Raw genomic sequence first — 16,860 nt, 5'->3', positions numbered from 1 at the left:
GTTACGCCGGGGGTGCTCCGCTCCCACCGGGTCACAGTCCGTTGCGACGTGCGACCTCTCCCAGCCAGCCGAGGCTGGGCTTGGGCCGACGCTCGAACGTCTCCTTGTCGAAGGCGATCAGGCCGAACGTCGGCGCGTAGCCGCTGGCCCACTCGTAGTTGTCCAGCGCGCTCCAGTGCTGATAGGCGCGCACGTCGATGCCGTCGGACATGGCACGGTGCAGGCCCTCGAGCGCGCCCTGCGTGTAGGCGATGCGCCGGGTGTCGTCAGAGGTTGCGATGCCGTTCTCCGTCACGAGGACCGGCACTCCCCCGCTGAGCTCCCACGCACTCCGTACGCCCAGTTCCAGCGCCTCGGGAAAAAACTCCCACCCGGTGAGCGTCGTCTCGACATCCGCGGCGACCGGACGGGGTCCCGCCGGGCCGATGAACGTGCGCGTGTAGGCCTGGACCCCGACGAAGTCGTCGCCGGCCGACTGCTCGAGGTACCAGAAATCACGCGGATGGCCGTACTCCTGCAGCATCTCGTCCGCGCCCGGCTCACCAGTCGAATGGAACGCCTGCGTCGCGATCGTCCACCCGGCCTGCACACCGGGGACCGTATGCACGAGGTCCGAGGCCCGACGGTGCGCCGCGAGCAGCGTGTCGGCCACAGCCAGGTCGGGATTGGGAAGGCCGTAGGCGACGAGGTTCGCGGCGTCCTCGCCGCCGGCGAGCATGGCCGCGATGTTGGGCTCGTTGATCGTGCAGACGTAGGTCACGTCCTCGAGGATCGGCAGCACCGTCTCGACATAGCGGCCGAACAGGTCGACGGCATCCGGCGCACGCCAGAAGCCGTCCCGCTGGAACCACTGGGGCACCGTGAAGTGGATCAGCGTGACGGTGGGATCGAGGCCGAGGTCGCGCGCCGTGTCGATCATGCGGCGGTAGTGGTCGATCATCGCTCGGGAGACGAAGCCGCGCTCCGGTTCGATGCGCGCCCACTCCAGCGAGAACCGATACGAGTTCAGACCCGCGTCCGCGAGCAATCGCATGTCCTCCGGGTAGCGGTGGAAATGATCGGCAGCATCACCCGACGGCTCCACCATGGGCGACCCTGAAGCGTGCTCCATGGTCCACCAGTTGCTGGTCGTGTTGTTCCCCTCCACCTGGTGGGCCGCTGTCGCGGCGCCCCAGAGGAAGCCGTCGGGGAAGGTGAGCACGGATGCTCCTCTCGTCAAGGGTGTTCGGTTCGGTTCGGTTCAGCGGGCTGCGCGCGCGGGGTTGGGCACGGCATCCAGGAGCTGGACCGTGTAGGGATCCTCGGGGCGCTGCAGCACCTGAGCGGTCTCGCCGCGCTCGACGACGCGGCCGTCGTGCAGCACGAGGATGTTCTCGGTGACCAGCCGGGCGCTCAGCAGATCGTGGGTGATGTAGAGCATGCTGATGCCCCAGCGCTCGCGGAGGTCTTCGAGCAGCGCCAGCACGCCGGCGCGCAGTGACACGTCGAGCATCGACACCGGTTCGTCGGCGATCAGCACCTGCGGGTCGCTCGCCAGTGCGCGGGCGATGACGACGCGCTGGCGCTGCCCGCCGGACAGCTGGTGCGGCAGTTTGGCCGCGAACTGCTCCACGGGCGTGAGGCCGACCGTTTCGAGCAGCTCGAGAACACGTGCCCTGGCCTCGTCGCCGCGCATGCGCGTGTAATTGCGGATCGGCCGGCTGAGCGTGTACTCCACGGTGTGGAGCGGATTCAGTGCCGAGTAGGGGTCCTGGAACACCATCTGGACGTCCTTGCGCAGATCCCGCAGGCCACCGCGTCGAAGGGACGCGACATCGACGTCCCCGAAGCGCACGGATCCGGCGGTCGGCCTCTCGACGCCGGTGATGAGCTTGGCGATCGTCGACTTGCCCGAGCCTGACGCGCCGACGAGCGCGAGCGCCTCTCCCGGCTCCAAGCGGAACGAGACGTCGTCGACGGCCGTGACCGCTTCCTGTCCCCGGCGCGGTGCGGGGTAGACCTTCGAGACGCCCTCGAGCACGATCGCGGCATCCGCCCGGCGCTCGTCGCGCTCGGAGACGGTCGGCAGCGTGTCGGTCAGTTCCGCTCGGGAGGTCCCCTCGCGGCGCCGTGTGCCCAGGTCGACGAACCCGGGGATCGAGATCGACTCCGCCCTCGGGTCGGCGTAGTGGCTGAGGAGCATCCGGGTGTACTCGTCCTGCGGGCGCTCGAGGATGTCGCGGCTGGGCGCGTCCTCGACGATGCGCCCTTCGTGCATCACCATGACGCGATCCGTCGCCTCCAGGACGATGCCGAGGTCGTGACTGATGAGGATCGCCGTGAACTGCTCGGCGCGCTGCAGCTCCTGGATGGTCTCCATCACCGCGTGCTGCACCAGCACGTCCAGTGCGGTCGTCGGCTCGTCGAACACCATGAGCTGCGGCTCCAGAGACAGCGCGATCGCGATCGAGGCGCGCTGTCGCATCCCTCCGGAGAGCTCGCCCGGATACCGGTCGAGGACCTCAGGGGCGAGCCCGACCTTTCCGACCAGTTCACGAGCGCGCTGTTCGCGATCGTGCGGGTCGATGTGGCCGTGGGCCGCGAAGACATCGAAGAAGTGGGCTCGCACCGTGCGCACCGGATTCAGCGCGTTCATGCCGGACTGCAGCACCATGGCGAAGCCGCCCTGGCGCTGGCGGCGCAGCTCCTCGGCATCCAGCCCTCGGATGTCGCGGCCGCCGAACAGGATCCGACCGCCACTGATGCGCGCCGGCGGCTTCTGCAGACGTGTCAGCGCGAAGCCGAGCGTCGACTTGCCCGAGCCGGACTCGCCGACCAGCCCGACGAACTCGCCACGCCGCAGCGCGAACGACACGTCCTCGACGGCCGAGACTGGAGTCGCACCCGGCGATGCGTACTCGACGGACAGCCCCTGCACGTCGAGCAGGACCTCCCGCTCGTCCGCGGTGGTCGCCGCAGCGTTCGTCGGGGTCATCGTCCCTTCCCTTCCCGCAGGCGCGGATTGGATATTCCGTCCACGCCGAAGTTGATGAGTGTGAGACTCAGCGCGAGCAGTGCGATGCAGAGTCCAGGAGCGAACAGCAGCAGCCATTGCCCGGTGAGAAGCGAGTTGGAGTTCTGTGCCCAGTAGAGCATCGTGCCCCAGCTGACGATGCTCGAGTCGCCGAGCCCGAGGAACTCCAGTCCGGCCTCGGCGAGGATCGCAGCCGTAGCCGCGCCGAACAGCGTTCCGGCGATGATCGACGTCATGTTCGGGAGGATCTCGCGGAAGATGATGCGGGCCGAACTGTCGCCGGAGAATTGTGCGGAAGCGACGAAGTCGTTGCCGCGCAGTGATTGGGTCTGGCTGCGCAGCACCCGCGCGCCCCACGCCCATCCCGTGACCACGATCACGGCGATGATCATCAGGATCCCGCCGTTCTGGAGGTAAGCCGCGATGACGATCATGAGCGGCAGGCCGGGGATGACGAGGAACAGGTTGACGAAGAAGCCGACCGTCTCGGAGGCGATACCGCGCAGGTATCCCCAGCTCAGCCCGATGAGCACGGCGACGATCGTGGAGAGGATGCCGGCGGCGAAGCCGACGAGCAGACTGACCTGCGCGCCGTGGATGAGCTGACTCAGCACATCCTCCCCGGCGGCGGTGGTGCCCAGCCAGTGCTCCGGGCTGGCTCCCGCGTTGCGCTCGAATCCGTTGTCCTTCGGATCGTACGGAGCGAGCCAGGGCGCGAAGACGGCGACCAGGACGAAAAGGGCGAGCAGGCAGAGCCCGATCCGCGCCTTGCCGTTCCCCCAGAGGGTCCCGACCATGCGTCCGAGGGAGCGCCATCGGCTGGGCGCCGCGATGCGGGAGGAGGGCACTTTGACGTTCATCGTGGAGGTCATCGGCGGGTCCTTGGGTCCAGCACGCCGTACAGGATGTCGACGAGGAAGTTGGCGATGAGCACGCTGACCGTGATCATCAGGAAGAGCGCCTGCATGAGCGGATAGTCCTGTCCGATCACGGCATTGAACAGCAGGTAACCGATCCCGGGGTAGCCGAACACCTGCTCGACGAGGATCGACCCTCCGACCACTCCGCCGAGCGTGAGCCCGAAGCCGGTGAGGTTGGGCAGGATCGCATTGCGCGCGGCGTAGCGCAGTGCGATGGTGCGACCGCGCAGGCCGTTCGCCTCGGCGAAGGTGACGTAGTCCTCACCGAGGGTGTTGATCATCGCGTTGCGCATGCCGATGATCCAGCCGCCGAGAGACGTGAGCAGGATCGTCAGCGCGGGAAGCGCGGCGTGCCGGATCAGATCGACGATGAACTCGAGCGTGAACCCGGGCGTCGTCGTCGCCGAATACGCCCCCGTCGTGGGGAACCAGTGCAGGACGTAGCCGAGGAAGAACAGCAGCAGCAGCGCGGTCCAGAAGTACGGGAACGTACTGAGGAAGGACCCCGTCAGCGTCGGCAGCGAATCCAGCCACGTGCCGCGGCGCCAGGCGGCTGCGACGCCGATGAGCGTGCCGATGACGAACGCGAGCACCGTGACGACGCCCACCAGGACGATCGTGTACGGCAGTGCCGTCGACACCATGCTGGCGACGGTCTGCGGGTAGAACGTGTACGAGACACCGAAATCGAGCCGGGCGACCTGGCCGAGATATGTGACGTACTGGTCCCACAGCGACCCCGTGGGCACGCCGAGCTGCGCCTCGATGGCCGCTCGAGTCGCCTCGGAGACCGGGCCGTTCTGAGCGAGCTTGGCGATCGCGGCATCCGCAGGGGACCCCGGCATCATCCTCGGGAGGAAGAAGTTCAGCGTGACGGCCGCCCAGAGCGTCAGGGCGAAGAGACCGAGTTTCTGGAACGCGTACTTCACTGGTCCTCTCCCTTCACGCGCTCGAGCCGCGGGAAGATCCCGAGAGGTGCCGAGTCGTAGTTCTGCGGGATCATGTAGGGGTCTTCCTCGGAGGGCCAGCCGGTGAACTTCGCGTCGCTGAAGAGTCCCCAGATGCCTCCGTAGTACAGGCCGATCACGGGCAGTTCGTCGTACACGATGTTCTGCAGCTCGCGCACGATCTCGTCCTGTCTGGCGGGGTCCACGGTGGATCGGAACTCGGCCAGCAGCGCGTCGGCCTCTTCCGATCGGTAACGCTGGAAGTTGTTCGAGGTGGTCTCACCGGCAGGGACATAGAAATCGCTGGAGAGCAGACTGTTGAACGCCTGGTAGACGTCTCCGTTGCCCATGCCGCCGATCGCCATCTCGAAGTCGCCGTTGCCGATGGCGCTCTGATAACCGGCGGGCTGGGGCAGGTTCAATGTCACCTTCACGCCGACGTCGGCGAGTTGTCGCTGCACCGCCTGCGCTGCTCTGGTCCAATCGGAGTAGCCGTTGGCGGTCGTGAGCGCGAACTCGAGCTGCGCTCCGTCCGCGCCGATCAGTCGGTCGCCCTCCAGCGTGTAGCCGGACTCGGCGAAGGCCTCCAACGACGCATCCCGATCCTGAGCGATCATGCCCTGGTCGGGGATGCCCGGGTCCAGATACTGCTCCTGGTTGGGCAGGATCAGGCCGGTCTGGCCTGCGGGTTCCATGTACCCCTCGGACGCCGTCTCCGCGATCTCTTCGCGATCGAGGGCGAGGGCGATGCCGCGGCGGATGTTCACGTCGTCGAACGGCGCGACTTCCAGGTTCGGCACGAGCGAGATCACCCCACCCGGCGGGAACCACCAGGTGTTGTCCGGGCTGGCCGCACCCCAGGTCCCCTCGACGTCCGAGATGAACGAGTACGCCCAGTCGTAGCCGCGCGTGACGGTGTCGAGCTGCGAGTTCGTGGCCGGAAGCAGGATGTGCTCGATCTCGATCGAGTCGGCCTGCCAGTAGTCCGGGTTCTTGTCCATCGAGTACTGCTGATCGTTGTAGTTGCCCAGCACGAACGGCCCGGTGCCCACCGGGTCCTCGTTGCGCCACGTCCCGGGGTCCTCGACGTCCGACCAGAGATGCTCGGGGACGATCATGGTCTGCCCGATGATCGACAGCGACGGGGCATCCTCGCTCTTGAGATGGAAGACCACGTCCGTCCCGTCGACCTCGACGCTCGAGAGGTGCTGCCAGGCGCCCTTGATGTCGAGCGACGGATTGTCCTCCAGCAGTTGGAACGTGAACGCGACGTCCTCGGGGGTGAGATCTTCGCCGTCACTCCACTCGACGTCGTCGCGGATCGTCATGATGATCGTCCGGGCATCCGGCTGCGACCACTCGGTGGCCAGCCAGGGATTCCGCTCGCCATCGAGCGGGTTGATGAGGATCAGGGGCTCGTAGATCCACCGGGCTGCCGTGCGGGTGTTGGTGAGGTACGGGTTGAAGTTCCGTGTGAAGAACGGATTGCCGTGGTCCGCGTTGATCAGCATCGTATCGTCGCCGATCGAAGGATCTGGCTGAGAGGTGATCTGGATGCTGCAACCGCTGAGAGCGATCGCGGCCGCTGCGATGCCGACCGTCGCGACCTTCCTCCAGCGCTGGAACCTGCGCTTCTTCGCCACTCTGGAACCTCATGTCGTCTCTGTCATGAAGGGCACTCCGCTGTTGGAACACCCATACGGCTTCTTTCGCCTCCGCAATTGTAAGCGCATACATTTATGACCCGCAACCCCACCGACTCCTCTCGTGCGGTCGCGACCGAGAGGTCAGCTGTTCCCGCGGGAGCTCTCGCGCAGAGCGATCGTCAGGGGGAGGCGCACGAACATCGGATCGGCTTCCGGTTGCTCCAGCCGTCGCGCAAGCACCTGGACCGAAGCGCGCCCGAGGTCGATCATCGGCTGACGGACGGTCGTCAACCGGGGGTCGGAAAGCGCTGCGGCGTCGATCCCGTCGAAGCCGGTGACGAGCAGATCCTCTGGCACACGGATCCCCGCCGACCTGAAAGCATCGAGCGCACCGAGAGCCATCTGGTCGTTCGCCGACATCAGCGCTGCAGGAAGGCCACGGGCGAGCAGCTCGCCCGCCGCTCGACGACCAGAAGCGCGCGTGAAGTCGCCCTGCAGGACGGGGACCTCGCTGAGAGGAATGCCTGCCCCGGCGATGGCGGCAGAGAAGCCCTGCCACCGCTGCCCTCCGTCAGGCGAGTCAGCGGGTCCGGTGAGGTAGGCCGGTGGACGCCCGCCGGTCTGCGCGAGCACGAGGCGCGTGAGCTCCGCCATCGCCTCGGCGTTGTTGACGGTGACATGGTCGTAGCGATCGCCGCGCGGCGGACCCGCCAGGACGACCACGGGGATGCGGCGCGCGAGACGTGCGAGGACCTCGTCCGGGACGCTGCTGGCCAGAACCACGAGACCGTCCACGCGACCCGCCATGTCGCGAACGGTCGCACGTTGCGGATCGTCACGGCCGACTCCGATCATGAGGACGAAACCCTGCTTCCACGCCTCCAGTTCGGCGCCCCGCAGCACCTCGTCCAGGAACAGGTTCGTCGGATGCTCCTCCGGCGCGCCGTCCTCATCATCGAGCACGGTGAACGGCCTCACCGTCGAAGCACCTGCGGCGAGCACGTCGAGCGCTGGGGCCTCCTCGGCCGCATCGAAACCGGGGAAGTACAGCCCCAGCACGCCGGTGCGGCGCTCTGCCAGTCCCCGCGCGCTGCCGCTGGGAACGTAACCGAGGGCGGAGACCGCATCCATGACCCGATCGCGGGTGACGGGCCGCACGGCATCCGGCGTGCGCAGCACCCGTGAGACGGTCGCAATCGAGACGCCCGCGCGGTCGGCGACGTCGTACACCGTCGCGGCCTTCGTCACCATGAGCTCCCTCCACCCGGACTGAACTCAGGGTACCGACGTCCCACGCGTCTCGAACGCCGCACGTCAGGCGCGCCGTGCGATGACCGCGCCGTGCGGACGGCTGCTCGCCTCACCGGGGCGGCGCGCCCGCTCGTCCCGCGAAACGACGACGAGGCCCGCCTCGGCGAGCAGCCTCGTCAGCTCGCTCTCCGACCAGAAGTACGCGGTCGTGATGGCGTGCGCGAACGGCTCCCGAGGAGGGCCGTCGAAGTACCCGATCAGCAGGGAACCGCCGGGCGCGAGCACGCGCGCGAGCTCCGACAGGATCTCGGAGAGCTCGGCCGGCGGCGTGTGGATCAGCGAATACCAGGCCAGAATGCCGCCGAACGAGGCGTCCTCGAAAGGAAGGTCGCGCAACGACGCCCGTTCGAAGTCGAGGTGCGGGAAACGTGCGCGAGCCGAGGCGAGGAATTCCGACGCGATGTCGACACCGACCACATCACGGTCGGGGTCGTGTAGGAACTGCGTCCAGAGACCGGGACCGCAGCCAGCGTCGAGGAGGCGGCCGACGGTGGCATCACGCCAGGTGCCGATGAACCGCCGGTCGGCGGCATCCATCTGCTCGATCGATCCGAGGAGTTCGACGTACTCGGCGGCACGCGCGTCGTAGGAGGCGGAGATCGAAGCGTCGGTCATGACGACGAGCCTATGAGCGGTCAGCGCGAGCGGGACGACAGCGCGTGCTGGTACAGGTCACGCGAACTCAGTCCGGTGGCCGCGGCGACCTCGGCACAGGCATCCTTCAGCCGGATGCCGGACGACACCAGCGCCGCAACCTGCGCCGCGGCGTCCTCCGCCGTGGTCTCGACATGCGAGGCTCCTTCGACGACGACGACGACCTCGCCCTTGACGCCCTGCTCGGCCCAGGCGACGAGTTCGGATGCCGTGCCTCGACGCACCTCTTCATACAGCTTCGTCAGTTCGCGGCACACCGCGATGCGGCGCTCGGGCCCGAACGCCGCACCCATGTCGGCGAGCGAGGAGGCCAGCCGCGACGGCGACTCGAAGAAGACCATGGTGCGCAGTTCGCCGGCGAGCGCGGTGAGCGTCGACCGCCGCTCCCCCTGCTTGCGCGGAAGGAAGCCTTCGAAGGTGAACCGATCCGTCGGCAGCCCAGAGATCGCGAGGGCCATGAGCACGGCGCTGGGACCGGGGATCGCGGTGACGGTCACGCCGGCGGCGACGGCCGCCGCGACGACGCCGTAGCCGGGGTCGCTCACCGCCGGCATCCCCGCGTCGCTGACGAGCACGATGTCCTGCTCGGCGGCGAGCGCCACGAGCTCGGCCGCCTTGTGCTTCTCATTGTGGTCGTGCAGGGCGATCAGCCGCGGACGGTTCGCGATCTGCAGCGCCTGCAGCAGCCGCTGGGTCGTACGGGTGTCCTCGGCGGCGACCACCTCGGCGTTCTCGAGCACCTCGATGAGGCGTCGCGACGCGTCGCCGAGGTTGCCGATCGGTGTGGCGGCGAGGATGATCACACGTTCAGCTTAGGCGGCACGATCTAGGCTGGTCCCGTGACCGCGCCCGTGCCCCTGCTGCCGCCTCCGGCCCGGCGATCCACGCTGTGGGGACGCTTCCGGACGCGGTTCCTGGATGATCCGGAGTGGACGGGTCTCCTGCGCTGGTTCGTCCCCCTGCTCATCACGTCGCTCGCGGCCGTGCTGCGGCTGGTGTACCTCGATCGTCCGCACACGCTCGCCTTCGACGAGACGTACTACGTCAAGGATGCCTGGTCGCTCTGGACGCTCGGCTACGAGGGCACCTGGGGCGAGGGCGCGAACGAGCAGCTCCTGTCCGGCGACACGAGCGCGCTCGGCGAGCAGGGCAGCTTCATCGTCCACCCTCCGCTGGGCAAGTGGATCATCGCGCTCGGCATGGCGCTGTTCGGTCCTGGTTCCAGCGGCGGATGGCGGCTGACGACGGCGATCCTCGGGGCCGCGACAGTGCTCGTGGTCTATCTGATCGCACTCGCCATGACGAGGTCCATGCCGGTGGCGACGATCGCGAGCCTGCTACTGGCGATCGATGGTCTGAGCATCGTGATGAGCCGGATCGCGCTGCTCGACGGCATCCTCACCTTCTTCGTCATGCTGGGATTTCTGTTCGTCCTGCTGGACCGGCGCAGGACCATTCCCCGAGTGGAACGAGCCGATGCCGAGGCGCCCGATCCGCTCTGGGGACGCGTGCTCTGGCGACGCCCGTGGATCGTCGCGGCCGGCCTCGCCCTCGGCGCGGCGACGGCCGTCAAATGGTCTGGCCTGTATGCGCTGGCAGGCCTCGGCATCTACCTCGTCGTCACGGATGCTCTCGCTCGTCGTCGCGCCGGAGTCGTGTTCTGGCCGACGGATGCCGCAGTGCGCCAAGGCCCGGTGACATTCCTGCTGCTCGTTCCACCGGCTCTGCTGGTCTATCTGGCGTCGTGGACAGGGTGGTTGATGACGAGCGCTGGGTACGACCGCGCCAGTGACGTCAACCCGTTGACGGCGCTGTGGAACTACCACCAGGCGATGTACGGATTCCACGTCGGACTCGCGACCGGGCATCCATACGAGAGCCCCGCCTGGCAGTGGCCGTTGCTGCTGCGGCCGACGGCGGTGTGGGTGGACAGCACGGATCAGTCCTGCTGGGGAACCGACCACTGCATCGCGGTCATCACAGCGGTGCCCAATCCGCTCATCTGGTACGGCGGCATCGCGGCGGCGGTCTATCTGCTCTACCGATTCGTCCGCGGCCTCATCCAGCGCACGCCGATGCCGTGGCAGTACGGCATCCCGCTCGTCGGACTCGCTGTCACCTACGTGCCATGGCTGCTCACGCCGGGGCGGACGATCTTCCAGTTCTACACCGTCGCGATGATGCCGTTCCTCGTGATCGCTCTCGCGCTCGCCCTGCGCGATCTGGCAGGACGACGGCCCGACCCGTTGCATCGTCGGCAGTCCGGCGAGAGGACGGTCATGGTGTTCCTCGTGCTCGCCGTCCTCGTGTCGGCGTTCTTCTATCCGATCTGGACGGGGATCAACGTCCCGTACACGTTCTGGCTCGTGCACAACTGGCTGCCGGGTTGGGTGTAGCTCAGGCCCTCGCTCTGGCGCGCAGACGCGCGGCATCCCGGTCGTACATGGCCGCGTGGTCCGCGAGCTCCGGTCTGATCGACGCGCGCGCCCTGGAGTGCACGGCGAGCGCATCCAGCCGCGCGGCGATCGTCAGCCACAGCTCGTCGGCCGTGGCATCCGACCCGTAGGCCGACATCAGCATCTCGCGGCGACCGGACTCAGCGGCGAGGATCTCGGCAGGCGCCTCGGCATCCTCGACGTAGGGCACGAGCCGGTACGCGAGGTAGGCGAGATCCCAGAGCCGCGGCCCCGGGGATGCCGTGTCGAAGTCGATCACGCCGGTGAGCCGCTGGTGCTCGAAGACGAGGTTGTAGGGCGCGAAGTCGTTGTGGCAGACCACCTCGACAGGCTCCCGCATGGGCAACTGCCAGCCGTCGGTCATGCCTGCGAGATCGGTGCTCGCGTCATGGATGCGGCGGAGCAGCCGCCCGGCGTCCGCCAATATCTCGTCCCGCCACAGCCACGCCGGAAGCGGGTAGTGCGCGACGTCGCCATGGATGAAGGAGAGCCGTTCTCGCCCGTCTTCCGTGATGCCCAGAACACGCGGGACCTCGCCGATACCCGCGTGAGCGAGAGCGTCGAGGAACGCGTGCACATTCGGAGTCCACGGCCCGACCGGACGCCGAACCTCATCGCCCGCGCGGACGACGTCGTTCATGTTGCCGCCGGCGAGCGGGGTCTGCTCCGACGGCTCGATCATGTGCCGATGATACGCACCATCAGGCGCACGCCATGCGGCGGGGACTCCGTTTCGACTCGCTCCGCTCGCTCAACGAACGAATCAGCGAAGGCGGGGCTCAGCGGGCCGACGGAATAGCCCCGGGCTCCGTGGTCGGCAGCTTGCAAACGAAAGCGCGGCAGTCGTAGACCACCCCATCCGCTCCCGCTTTCCCCTCGAACAACGCGAACCCGGCATCCGCGAACGCCTGCTCCTGTGCCGGCGTGACCACGGCGATCACATCGGCATCCGCTCCACGCGCCGCATCCGCCAATGCGGAGTTCGGATCGGACGTCACCACGACCAGTTGACGCGGCGCGTCCGCCAGACCTGCAGCGACCGTCAGCAGACTGCCGTGCCCGAACGGATGCCGCAGTGCGGCCTCCCCGTGCTGACGCACCCGATCCTCGGCCGCCGCACGATACCTCTCCCCCGCCCCCAGCCGCCAGGCGGTCAGCGCCGCCTGGGCGATGGCCGAGACGCCGGACGGCAGGTCGCCGTCCGTCTGATCCGGAGCCGCAGCGATCCCCTGCGCCGTCAGCACCGGGTCGATGTCCGCGCCCCCTGTCAGGATGCCGTCGAGCAGCGACCGCGCCGTCACCGCCCAGGAGACCTCGCCTGTCGCGATCGCGAGCGAGAGGAGTCCGTCTGCCAGCAGTCCGAGATCGGCAGCCGTCGCCACGGCCCGCGATGCCGCGCCGTCCAGCGACAGACGCACGAGTCTTCCGTCGTCGGCACGGTTCGCCGACAGCACGAAAGACGCGGCCGAGACCGCGGCATCCACCCACGCCGGCTCCCCGAGCGCTGCGCCCGCTCGGCCCAGCGCGCCGATCGCCAATCCGTTCCATCCAGAGATCACCTTGCCGTCGACCGCCGGCGCCTCCAACATCGATCGCTCGTCGAGGTCGCGCAGGTAGTACCCGCCCTCGCTGCGCTCTCCGTCGATCCAGGATTCCGAATCCTGCGCGGCACCGAAACCGCCGCCCTCGCGGCGCAGCGCGTCGAGCAGGAACGACGCGATGCCGTGCGCTGTCCGGCGGTCGCCCTCCCGCACCGCGACGTCCAGCAGCTGGGCGTTGTCCGTCAGCATCCGCTCGTAGTGCGGCACGGTCCAGTCCCGCTGGGTCGCGTACCGGAAGAACCCGCCGTCGGCATCGCGCAACGCGGAGTCCGCCATCGCCGCCAGCGCCCGAGAACCGGCCGCCGCGGCATCCGGCGCCGCAGCGCGCACGACGGGAGACTGCAGGAAGGCCAGCGTTGTGGCCACAGGGAACTTCGGAGCGCCGCCGAAACCGCCGTATGAACGGTCCTCCTGCGCTGCTATCGACTCCGCCGCGGCGGCCAGATCCGCAATGCCGGGAAGATCGGTCGGTACGGAGGCGGATGCTTCGGCGAGCGCCTGCGCGACGGCATCCGCCGACTCCACCACCCGATCATGGCGGAGCGTCCAGGCTTCCCGCACCGCGGCGAGCACGTCGCGGAACGCGGGCAGCTGTCCGCGCGCCTCCGGAGGCCAGTACGTGCCGGCGAAGAACGTGTGCCCCTCACCAGTCGCGAAGACCGTCAGCGGCCAGCCCAGGTTCTGCGTGAAGGCGGATGCGGCGGCCATGTACGCGCCGTCCACATCAGGATGCTCCTCGCGATCGACCTTGACGTTCACGAAGTCGCGGTTCATGACGTCCGCGATCGTCGGATCCGAGAACGACTCTCTCGCCATGACGTGGCACCAGTGACAGGTGGAGTATCCGATCGAGATCAGCAGGGGCACATCACGGCGCTTCGCCTCGGCGAACGCCTCCGGGCCCCACTCGAACCAGTCGACCGGGTTCTCGGCGTGCGCCCGCAGGTACGGGCTCAGCGTGTCGGCGAGCCTGTTCGTCATGCCTCCACGGTACGCCGCACAGGTCGAACCAGGACCTGCGCCGTCAGCCGGCGAGCACCTCGACCGAACGCGTCGCCGCGTACCCCACCAGCGGCAGCGCACGATCCGCGGCGAGCGCGATCCGGCTCTGCAGGATCTCCGAGGTGATCGTGTACCGATCGAAATCCGTGTCGCTCGCGTACACCCCGATGGGCAGCGTCAGCGATTGGAAGAACGCGAACAGGGGCCGCAGCTGATGCTCGATGATGAGCGCGTGCCGCTCGCCTCCACCGGTCGCGGCGAGCAGCACCGGCTTGCCGACCAGATCGTACTGCCCGATGAAATCGAACAGGTGCTTGAACAGCCCGGTGAACGAAGCGCGGTACACCGGGCTTCCGACGATGAGCAGATCGGCCTGTTCGATCGCGACGAGCTGCGCCTCGACGTCGGCCGGCAGGTCGTCGCGTCGCAGGGCGCCGGCGAGCGCTGGGCCGATCGTGGTCAACTCGATCACCGTGATCTCGGCGGGCGCGCGCTCTGCCACGGCATCCGCGATCGCACGGACGAGAGCTGTCGTCTTGCTGGGCTCGTGGAGCGAACCGGACACGGCCACGATGCGGTCAGGAGCTGTCATGTGTCAGGACGGTACTCGCGACGACGCCCCGTGACGCACGAGGCGACACGGGGCGTCATGTGACGCGGGATGACTCAGTTGAACTCGTTCGGGTGCGTGCCGACGCGGCCGGACCCGTCCAGCGGATCGATGCCGTCGATGGCGGTGATCTCGGCATCCGTCAGCGTGAAGTCGAACACGTCGATGTTCTCGCGGAGGCGCTCGATGCGCACCGACTTCGGGAAGACGATGAAGCCCTTCTGCAGATGCCAGCGCAGCACCACCTGTGCCGGCGACTTGCCGTGCGCCGTCGCGGCCTCGGCGACCGCCGCCGTGCCGAACAGGTCGTACTTGCCCTGGCCCAGCGGACCCCACGACTCGATGCGGATGCCCTTGTCAGCAGCCCACGCGGTGACGTCGCGCTGCTGGTACGCCGGGTGCAGCTCGATCTGGTTCACGGCGGGGATCACCTGGGTCGAGGCGACGACGCGCTCGAGGTGCGGTACGAGGAAGTTCGAGACGCCGATGGAACGGGCGAGCCCCTGCTCGCGGATTTCGATCAGTTTCTCCCACGCGTTGACGAAGTTCTCCTTCGCGGGCGTCGGCCAGTGCACGAGATACAGATCGACGCGGTCCAGTCCGAGCTTGTCGAGGCTCTCCGCGATCGCCGCATGCGGGTCGTCACCGTCGTGGCGGTCGTTCCAGAGCTTCGTCGTCACGAACAGTTCGTCGCGCGGGACGCCGCTGGACGCGATCGCCGCCCCGACTCCTTCCTCGTTGCCGTAGATCGCGGCAGTGTCGATGTGGCGGTAGCCGACCTCGAGCGCTTCGGACACCGCACGCTCGGTGTCGGCCGGGTCGACCTTGAAGACGCCGTAGCCGAGCTGGGGAATCGAGTGGCCGTCATTGAGGGAAAGCGTGGGAATGGTCATGGAACAAGCCTAGGACCTGTGATGACAGGATGAACAGATGCGCGACGATACGTTTCAGGAGCTGCCGCCGAGCACCTCACGCAGCGCCGCGGTGTAATCCTCGAACGCCCTCCGTCCGCGGACGGAGAGGGCGACGTAGGTGACGGGAGTGCGTCCTCGATGCGCCTTCTCCACGACGACGTATTCGGCATCCTCCAACTTGCGCAGGTGCGTCGAGAGGTTCCCCGCCGTCATGTCCAGCAGTTCCTGCAATCGAGGGAACGTGATGCTCTCATCCGCGGCCAGGGTCGCCAGCGCCGCGGTGATCCGCAGTCGGGCCGCCGCGTGGATGACCGGGTCGAGTTCGGTCATGCGCTGTTCCGGCTTCCCGCGCGCCGACGCGCGGACACGCTCCACCAGAGCGTCCAGGCCGCGCCGATCAGGAAGCCGCCTCCGCCGGCGATCGCGAAGACCAGATAGTGGACAGGGGCGCCGGCGAACGGCGCGACCGCGCTCACGATGATCGTCCACACACCGAGCACGATCATCGGAACCGCGCGCCACAGCGCTCCACCCACCAGATACATCAGTCCCGCGAAGAACACGTACGCGGACGGATAGAGGATGCCGAGCAGCTCGGCATCCATTCCATTAATGACCATGGCCTGCCCGATGACGAAGATCGCCACGCAGCCGATCCACCATGCCTGCCCGTAGACGACGCCCACGAACGCGGCATCCTTGCCGGTGCGCACGCCTCTGCTCGACCGCGCCCCCAGCACGATCGAGACCACACCGGCACCCGAGAACAGCACCACGATGATCGGTGCTGCTGCCGCCATCGGCAGCGTCTCCGGCCCCTCAGCCAGCCACAGTGCGATGAATCCTGCCAGCCACGCGACGCCCCACGCGAGCAGGATGCAGGGCACGAAAGCGCCCATCCTGCCGCTCACGCTGCGCTGCTGATCGCGTGCCAGTGCCAGCATCGCGGCGGGGTCGAGGGCAGCATCGTCGTGCGTCATGTCAGGCTCCGATCGAGGCGGCGAGGAAAGGGATCGCGAGGGCGGGCAACGAGAAGACGAGGTTGACCAGACCGTGCGCGAACACGAGGGGCATCAGTCTCCCCTGGAGTCGATAGATGAGGCCGGACCCGAGACCCCAGACGAAGAACGCGCACACGAAGGCGACCACGGCGTCCGGGCTCGGGGCGTACCAGACATGCTGCAACGCGAAGATCGCCGCGGGGAAGACGATCGCGACGATCATCGGCATCCGCCGTGCCAGCATGCCCTGGGACCAGCCGCGGTAGACGATTTCCTCGACCGGAGCGTTCAGCGGCGCGAAGGTGAGAACACCGACGACCGCGATCACGGTCCAGACGGCCGGGTCGAGCGATGGGATGCTCGCCGGGTCGAAGAACACCGTCTCCATCGCGACGAACACCTGATCTCCATGCTGCAGCCAGACCACGAGGATGATCACTCCGGCGAACGGAAGGTACATCACGACGACCCAGAGCAGGCCCCACAGCAGATCCGTGCCGATGCGACGGGGCTTGTAGCCGAGCACTTCCCGCAGGGAGCGTCCGTCTCGGCGCAGCAACCGGGCGACGAGCACCAGGCACACCACGTTCACCGGCACCATGGCGATCACGGCGATGGCCGGAGGCGGCGGGAACACGACACCGGGGTCGATCCCGCTGATCACCAGCCAGGTGAGGGCGGATGCCGCGGCCACCAGCGCGACGCGCAGCAACGGGAGCCCGATGGCCCACTTCGAGATCGTCCGCGGATCACTCACGGTTAACTTTGTATTGCAAAGTTCTTTG

At 67.8% G+C, this 16,860-nt stretch carries 16 protein-coding genes; 1 reads left to right on the top strand and 15 read right to left on the bottom strand.

Going from position 1 to position 16,860, the window contains the following annotated elements; genetic code table 11:
- Positions 1 to 31 precede the first annotated feature (31 nt).
- From AC3ANJ_RS06165 to rsmI, 8 genes are all read right to left on the bottom strand, one after another.
- A complete protein-coding gene (locus AC3ANJ_RS06165) occupies positions 32 to 1,201 on the bottom strand; it encodes a glycoside hydrolase family 1 protein (protein WP_488318712.1) in 1,170 nt (389 codons plus the stop codon).
- 39 nt (positions 1,202 to 1,240) lie between these two features.
- The gene (locus AC3ANJ_RS06160) at positions 1,241 to 2,974 is read right to left on the bottom strand and encodes an ABC transporter ATP-binding protein (RefSeq protein WP_488318711.1); all 1,734 of its coding nucleotides are present in this window, start codon (positions 2,972 to 2,974) and stop codon (positions 1,241 to 1,243) included.
- On the bottom strand, positions 2,971 to 3,885 hold the full coding sequence (locus tag AC3ANJ_RS06155; protein ID WP_406246008.1) for an ABC transporter permease: 915 nt from the start codon (positions 3,883 to 3,885) through the stop codon (positions 2,971 to 2,973). The genes AC3ANJ_RS06160 and AC3ANJ_RS06155 overlap by 4 nt, the downstream gene beginning before the upstream one ends.
- The gene (locus AC3ANJ_RS06150; RefSeq protein ID WP_488318710.1) at positions 3,882 to 4,862 is read right to left on the bottom strand and encodes an ABC transporter permease; all 981 of its coding nucleotides are present in this window, start codon (positions 4,860 to 4,862) and stop codon (positions 3,882 to 3,884) included. The genes AC3ANJ_RS06155 and AC3ANJ_RS06150 overlap by 4 nt, the downstream gene beginning before the upstream one ends.
- Positions 4,859 to 6,523, bottom strand: a complete 1,665-nt coding sequence (locus tag AC3ANJ_RS06145; protein WP_488318709.1) for an ABC transporter substrate-binding protein — start codon at positions 6,521 to 6,523, stop codon at positions 4,859 to 4,861. Before AC3ANJ_RS06145 ends, AC3ANJ_RS06150 begins: the two co-directional genes overlap by 4 nt.
- Before the next feature lie 144 nt (positions 6,524 to 6,667).
- Positions 6,668 to 7,777, bottom strand: coding sequence for a LacI family DNA-binding transcriptional regulator (locus AC3ANJ_RS06140; protein WP_488318708.1), 1,110 nt, complete (start codon positions 7,775 to 7,777; stop codon positions 6,668 to 6,670).
- A gap of 63 nt (positions 7,778 to 7,840) precedes the next feature.
- Positions 7,841 to 8,452 (bottom strand): class I SAM-dependent methyltransferase, encoded by a 612-nt coding sequence (locus AC3ANJ_RS06135; RefSeq protein WP_488318707.1) that lies wholly within the window; start codon positions 8,450 to 8,452, stop codon positions 7,841 to 7,843.
- A gap of 20 nt (positions 8,453 to 8,472) precedes the next feature.
- The gene (gene rsmI / locus AC3ANJ_RS06130) at positions 8,473 to 9,294 is read right to left on the bottom strand and encodes a 16S rRNA (cytidine(1402)-2'-O)-methyltransferase (protein ID WP_488318706.1); all 822 of its coding nucleotides are present in this window, start codon (positions 9,292 to 9,294) and stop codon (positions 8,473 to 8,475) included.
- A gap of 36 nt (positions 9,295 to 9,330) precedes the next feature.
- Between rsmI and AC3ANJ_RS06125 the strand changes: the two genes are divergently transcribed.
- The gene (locus AC3ANJ_RS06125) at positions 9,331 to 10,887 is read left to right on the top strand and encodes a dolichyl-phosphate-mannose--protein mannosyltransferase (RefSeq protein ID WP_488318705.1); all 1,557 of its coding nucleotides are present in this window, start codon (positions 9,331 to 9,333) and stop codon (positions 10,885 to 10,887) included.
- Between the two features lies 1 nt (position 10,888).
- Here the strand turns inward: AC3ANJ_RS06125 and AC3ANJ_RS06120 are convergent, their stop codons facing one another.
- From AC3ANJ_RS06120 to AC3ANJ_RS06090, 7 genes are all read right to left on the bottom strand, one after another.
- Positions 10,889 to 11,629: an aminoglycoside phosphotransferase family protein gene (locus AC3ANJ_RS06120; protein ID WP_488318704.1), complete on the bottom strand. Its 741-nt coding sequence runs from the start codon at positions 11,627 to 11,629 to the stop codon at positions 10,889 to 10,891.
- A 97-nt stretch (positions 11,630 to 11,726) separates the two neighbouring features.
- Positions 11,727 to 13,529, bottom strand: a complete 1,803-nt coding sequence (locus AC3ANJ_RS06115) for a thioredoxin domain-containing protein (protein WP_488318703.1) — start codon at positions 13,527 to 13,529, stop codon at positions 11,727 to 11,729.
- A gap of 43 nt (positions 13,530 to 13,572) precedes the next feature.
- Entirely contained in the window at positions 13,573 to 14,142 is a 570-nt protein-coding gene (msuE, locus tag AC3ANJ_RS06110) for an FMN reductase (RefSeq protein ID WP_488318702.1), read from the bottom strand.
- Between the two features lie 74 nt (positions 14,143 to 14,216).
- A complete protein-coding gene (locus AC3ANJ_RS06105; RefSeq protein ID WP_488318701.1) occupies positions 14,217 to 15,053 on the bottom strand; it encodes an aldo/keto reductase in 837 nt (278 codons plus the stop codon).
- A gap of 54 nt (positions 15,054 to 15,107) precedes the next feature.
- On the bottom strand, positions 15,108 to 15,404 hold the full coding sequence (locus tag AC3ANJ_RS06100) for a transcriptional regulator (protein ID WP_488318700.1): 297 nt from the start codon (positions 15,402 to 15,404) through the stop codon (positions 15,108 to 15,110).
- Entirely contained in the window at positions 15,401 to 16,054 is a 654-nt protein-coding gene (locus AC3ANJ_RS06095) for a hypothetical protein (protein ID WP_488318699.1), read from the bottom strand. Before AC3ANJ_RS06095 ends, AC3ANJ_RS06100 begins: the two co-directional genes overlap by 4 nt.
- Before the next feature lies 1 nt (position 16,055).
- Entirely contained in the window at positions 16,056 to 16,832 is a 777-nt protein-coding gene (locus AC3ANJ_RS06090) for a CPBP family intramembrane glutamic endopeptidase (RefSeq protein WP_488318698.1), read from the bottom strand.
- Positions 16,833 to 16,860: the final 28 nt, after the last annotated feature.

The organism is Microbacterium sp. STRO-1N, from assembly GCF_057748015.1.
This window is presented reverse-complemented; position numbering and strand designations above follow the sequence as displayed.

Bases quoted from the DNA above. Each gene is read 5' to 3' on its own strand.
- AC3ANJ_RS06160 (WP_488318711.1), bottom strand. From the start codon at position 2,974: ATGACCCCGACGAACGCTGCGGCGACCACCGCGGACGAGCGGGAGGTC.
- AC3ANJ_RS06155 (WP_406246008.1), bottom strand. From the start codon at position 3,885: ATGACCTCCACGATGAACGTCAAAGTGCCCTCCTCCCGCATCGCGGCG.
- AC3ANJ_RS06140 (WP_488318708.1), bottom strand. From the start codon at position 7,777: ATGGTGACGAAGGCCGCGACGGTGTACGACGTCGCCGACCGCGCGGGC.
- AC3ANJ_RS06135 (WP_488318707.1), bottom strand. From the start codon at position 8,452: ATGACCGACGCTTCGATCTCCGCCTCCTACGACGCGCGTGCCGCCGAG.
- AC3ANJ_RS06120 (WP_488318704.1), bottom strand. From the start codon at position 11,629: ATGATCGAGCCGTCGGAGCAGACCCCGCTCGCCGGCGGCAACATGAAC.
- AC3ANJ_RS06115 (WP_488318703.1), bottom strand. From the start codon at position 13,529: ATGACGAACAGGCTCGCCGACACGCTGAGCCCGTACCTGCGGGCGCAC.
- msuE (WP_488318702.1), bottom strand. From the start codon at position 14,142: ATGACAGCTCCTGACCGCATCGTGGCCGTGTCCGGTTCGCTCCACGAG.
- AC3ANJ_RS06105 (WP_488318701.1), bottom strand. From the start codon at position 15,053: ATGACCATTCCCACGCTTTCCCTCAATGACGGCCACTCGATTCCCCAG.
- AC3ANJ_RS06100 (WP_488318700.1), bottom strand. From the start codon at position 15,404: ATGACCGAACTCGACCCGGTCATCCACGCGGCGGCCCGACTGCGGATC.
- AC3ANJ_RS06095 (WP_488318699.1), bottom strand. From the start codon at position 16,054: ATGACGCACGACGATGCTGCCCTCGACCCCGCCGCGATGCTGGCACTG.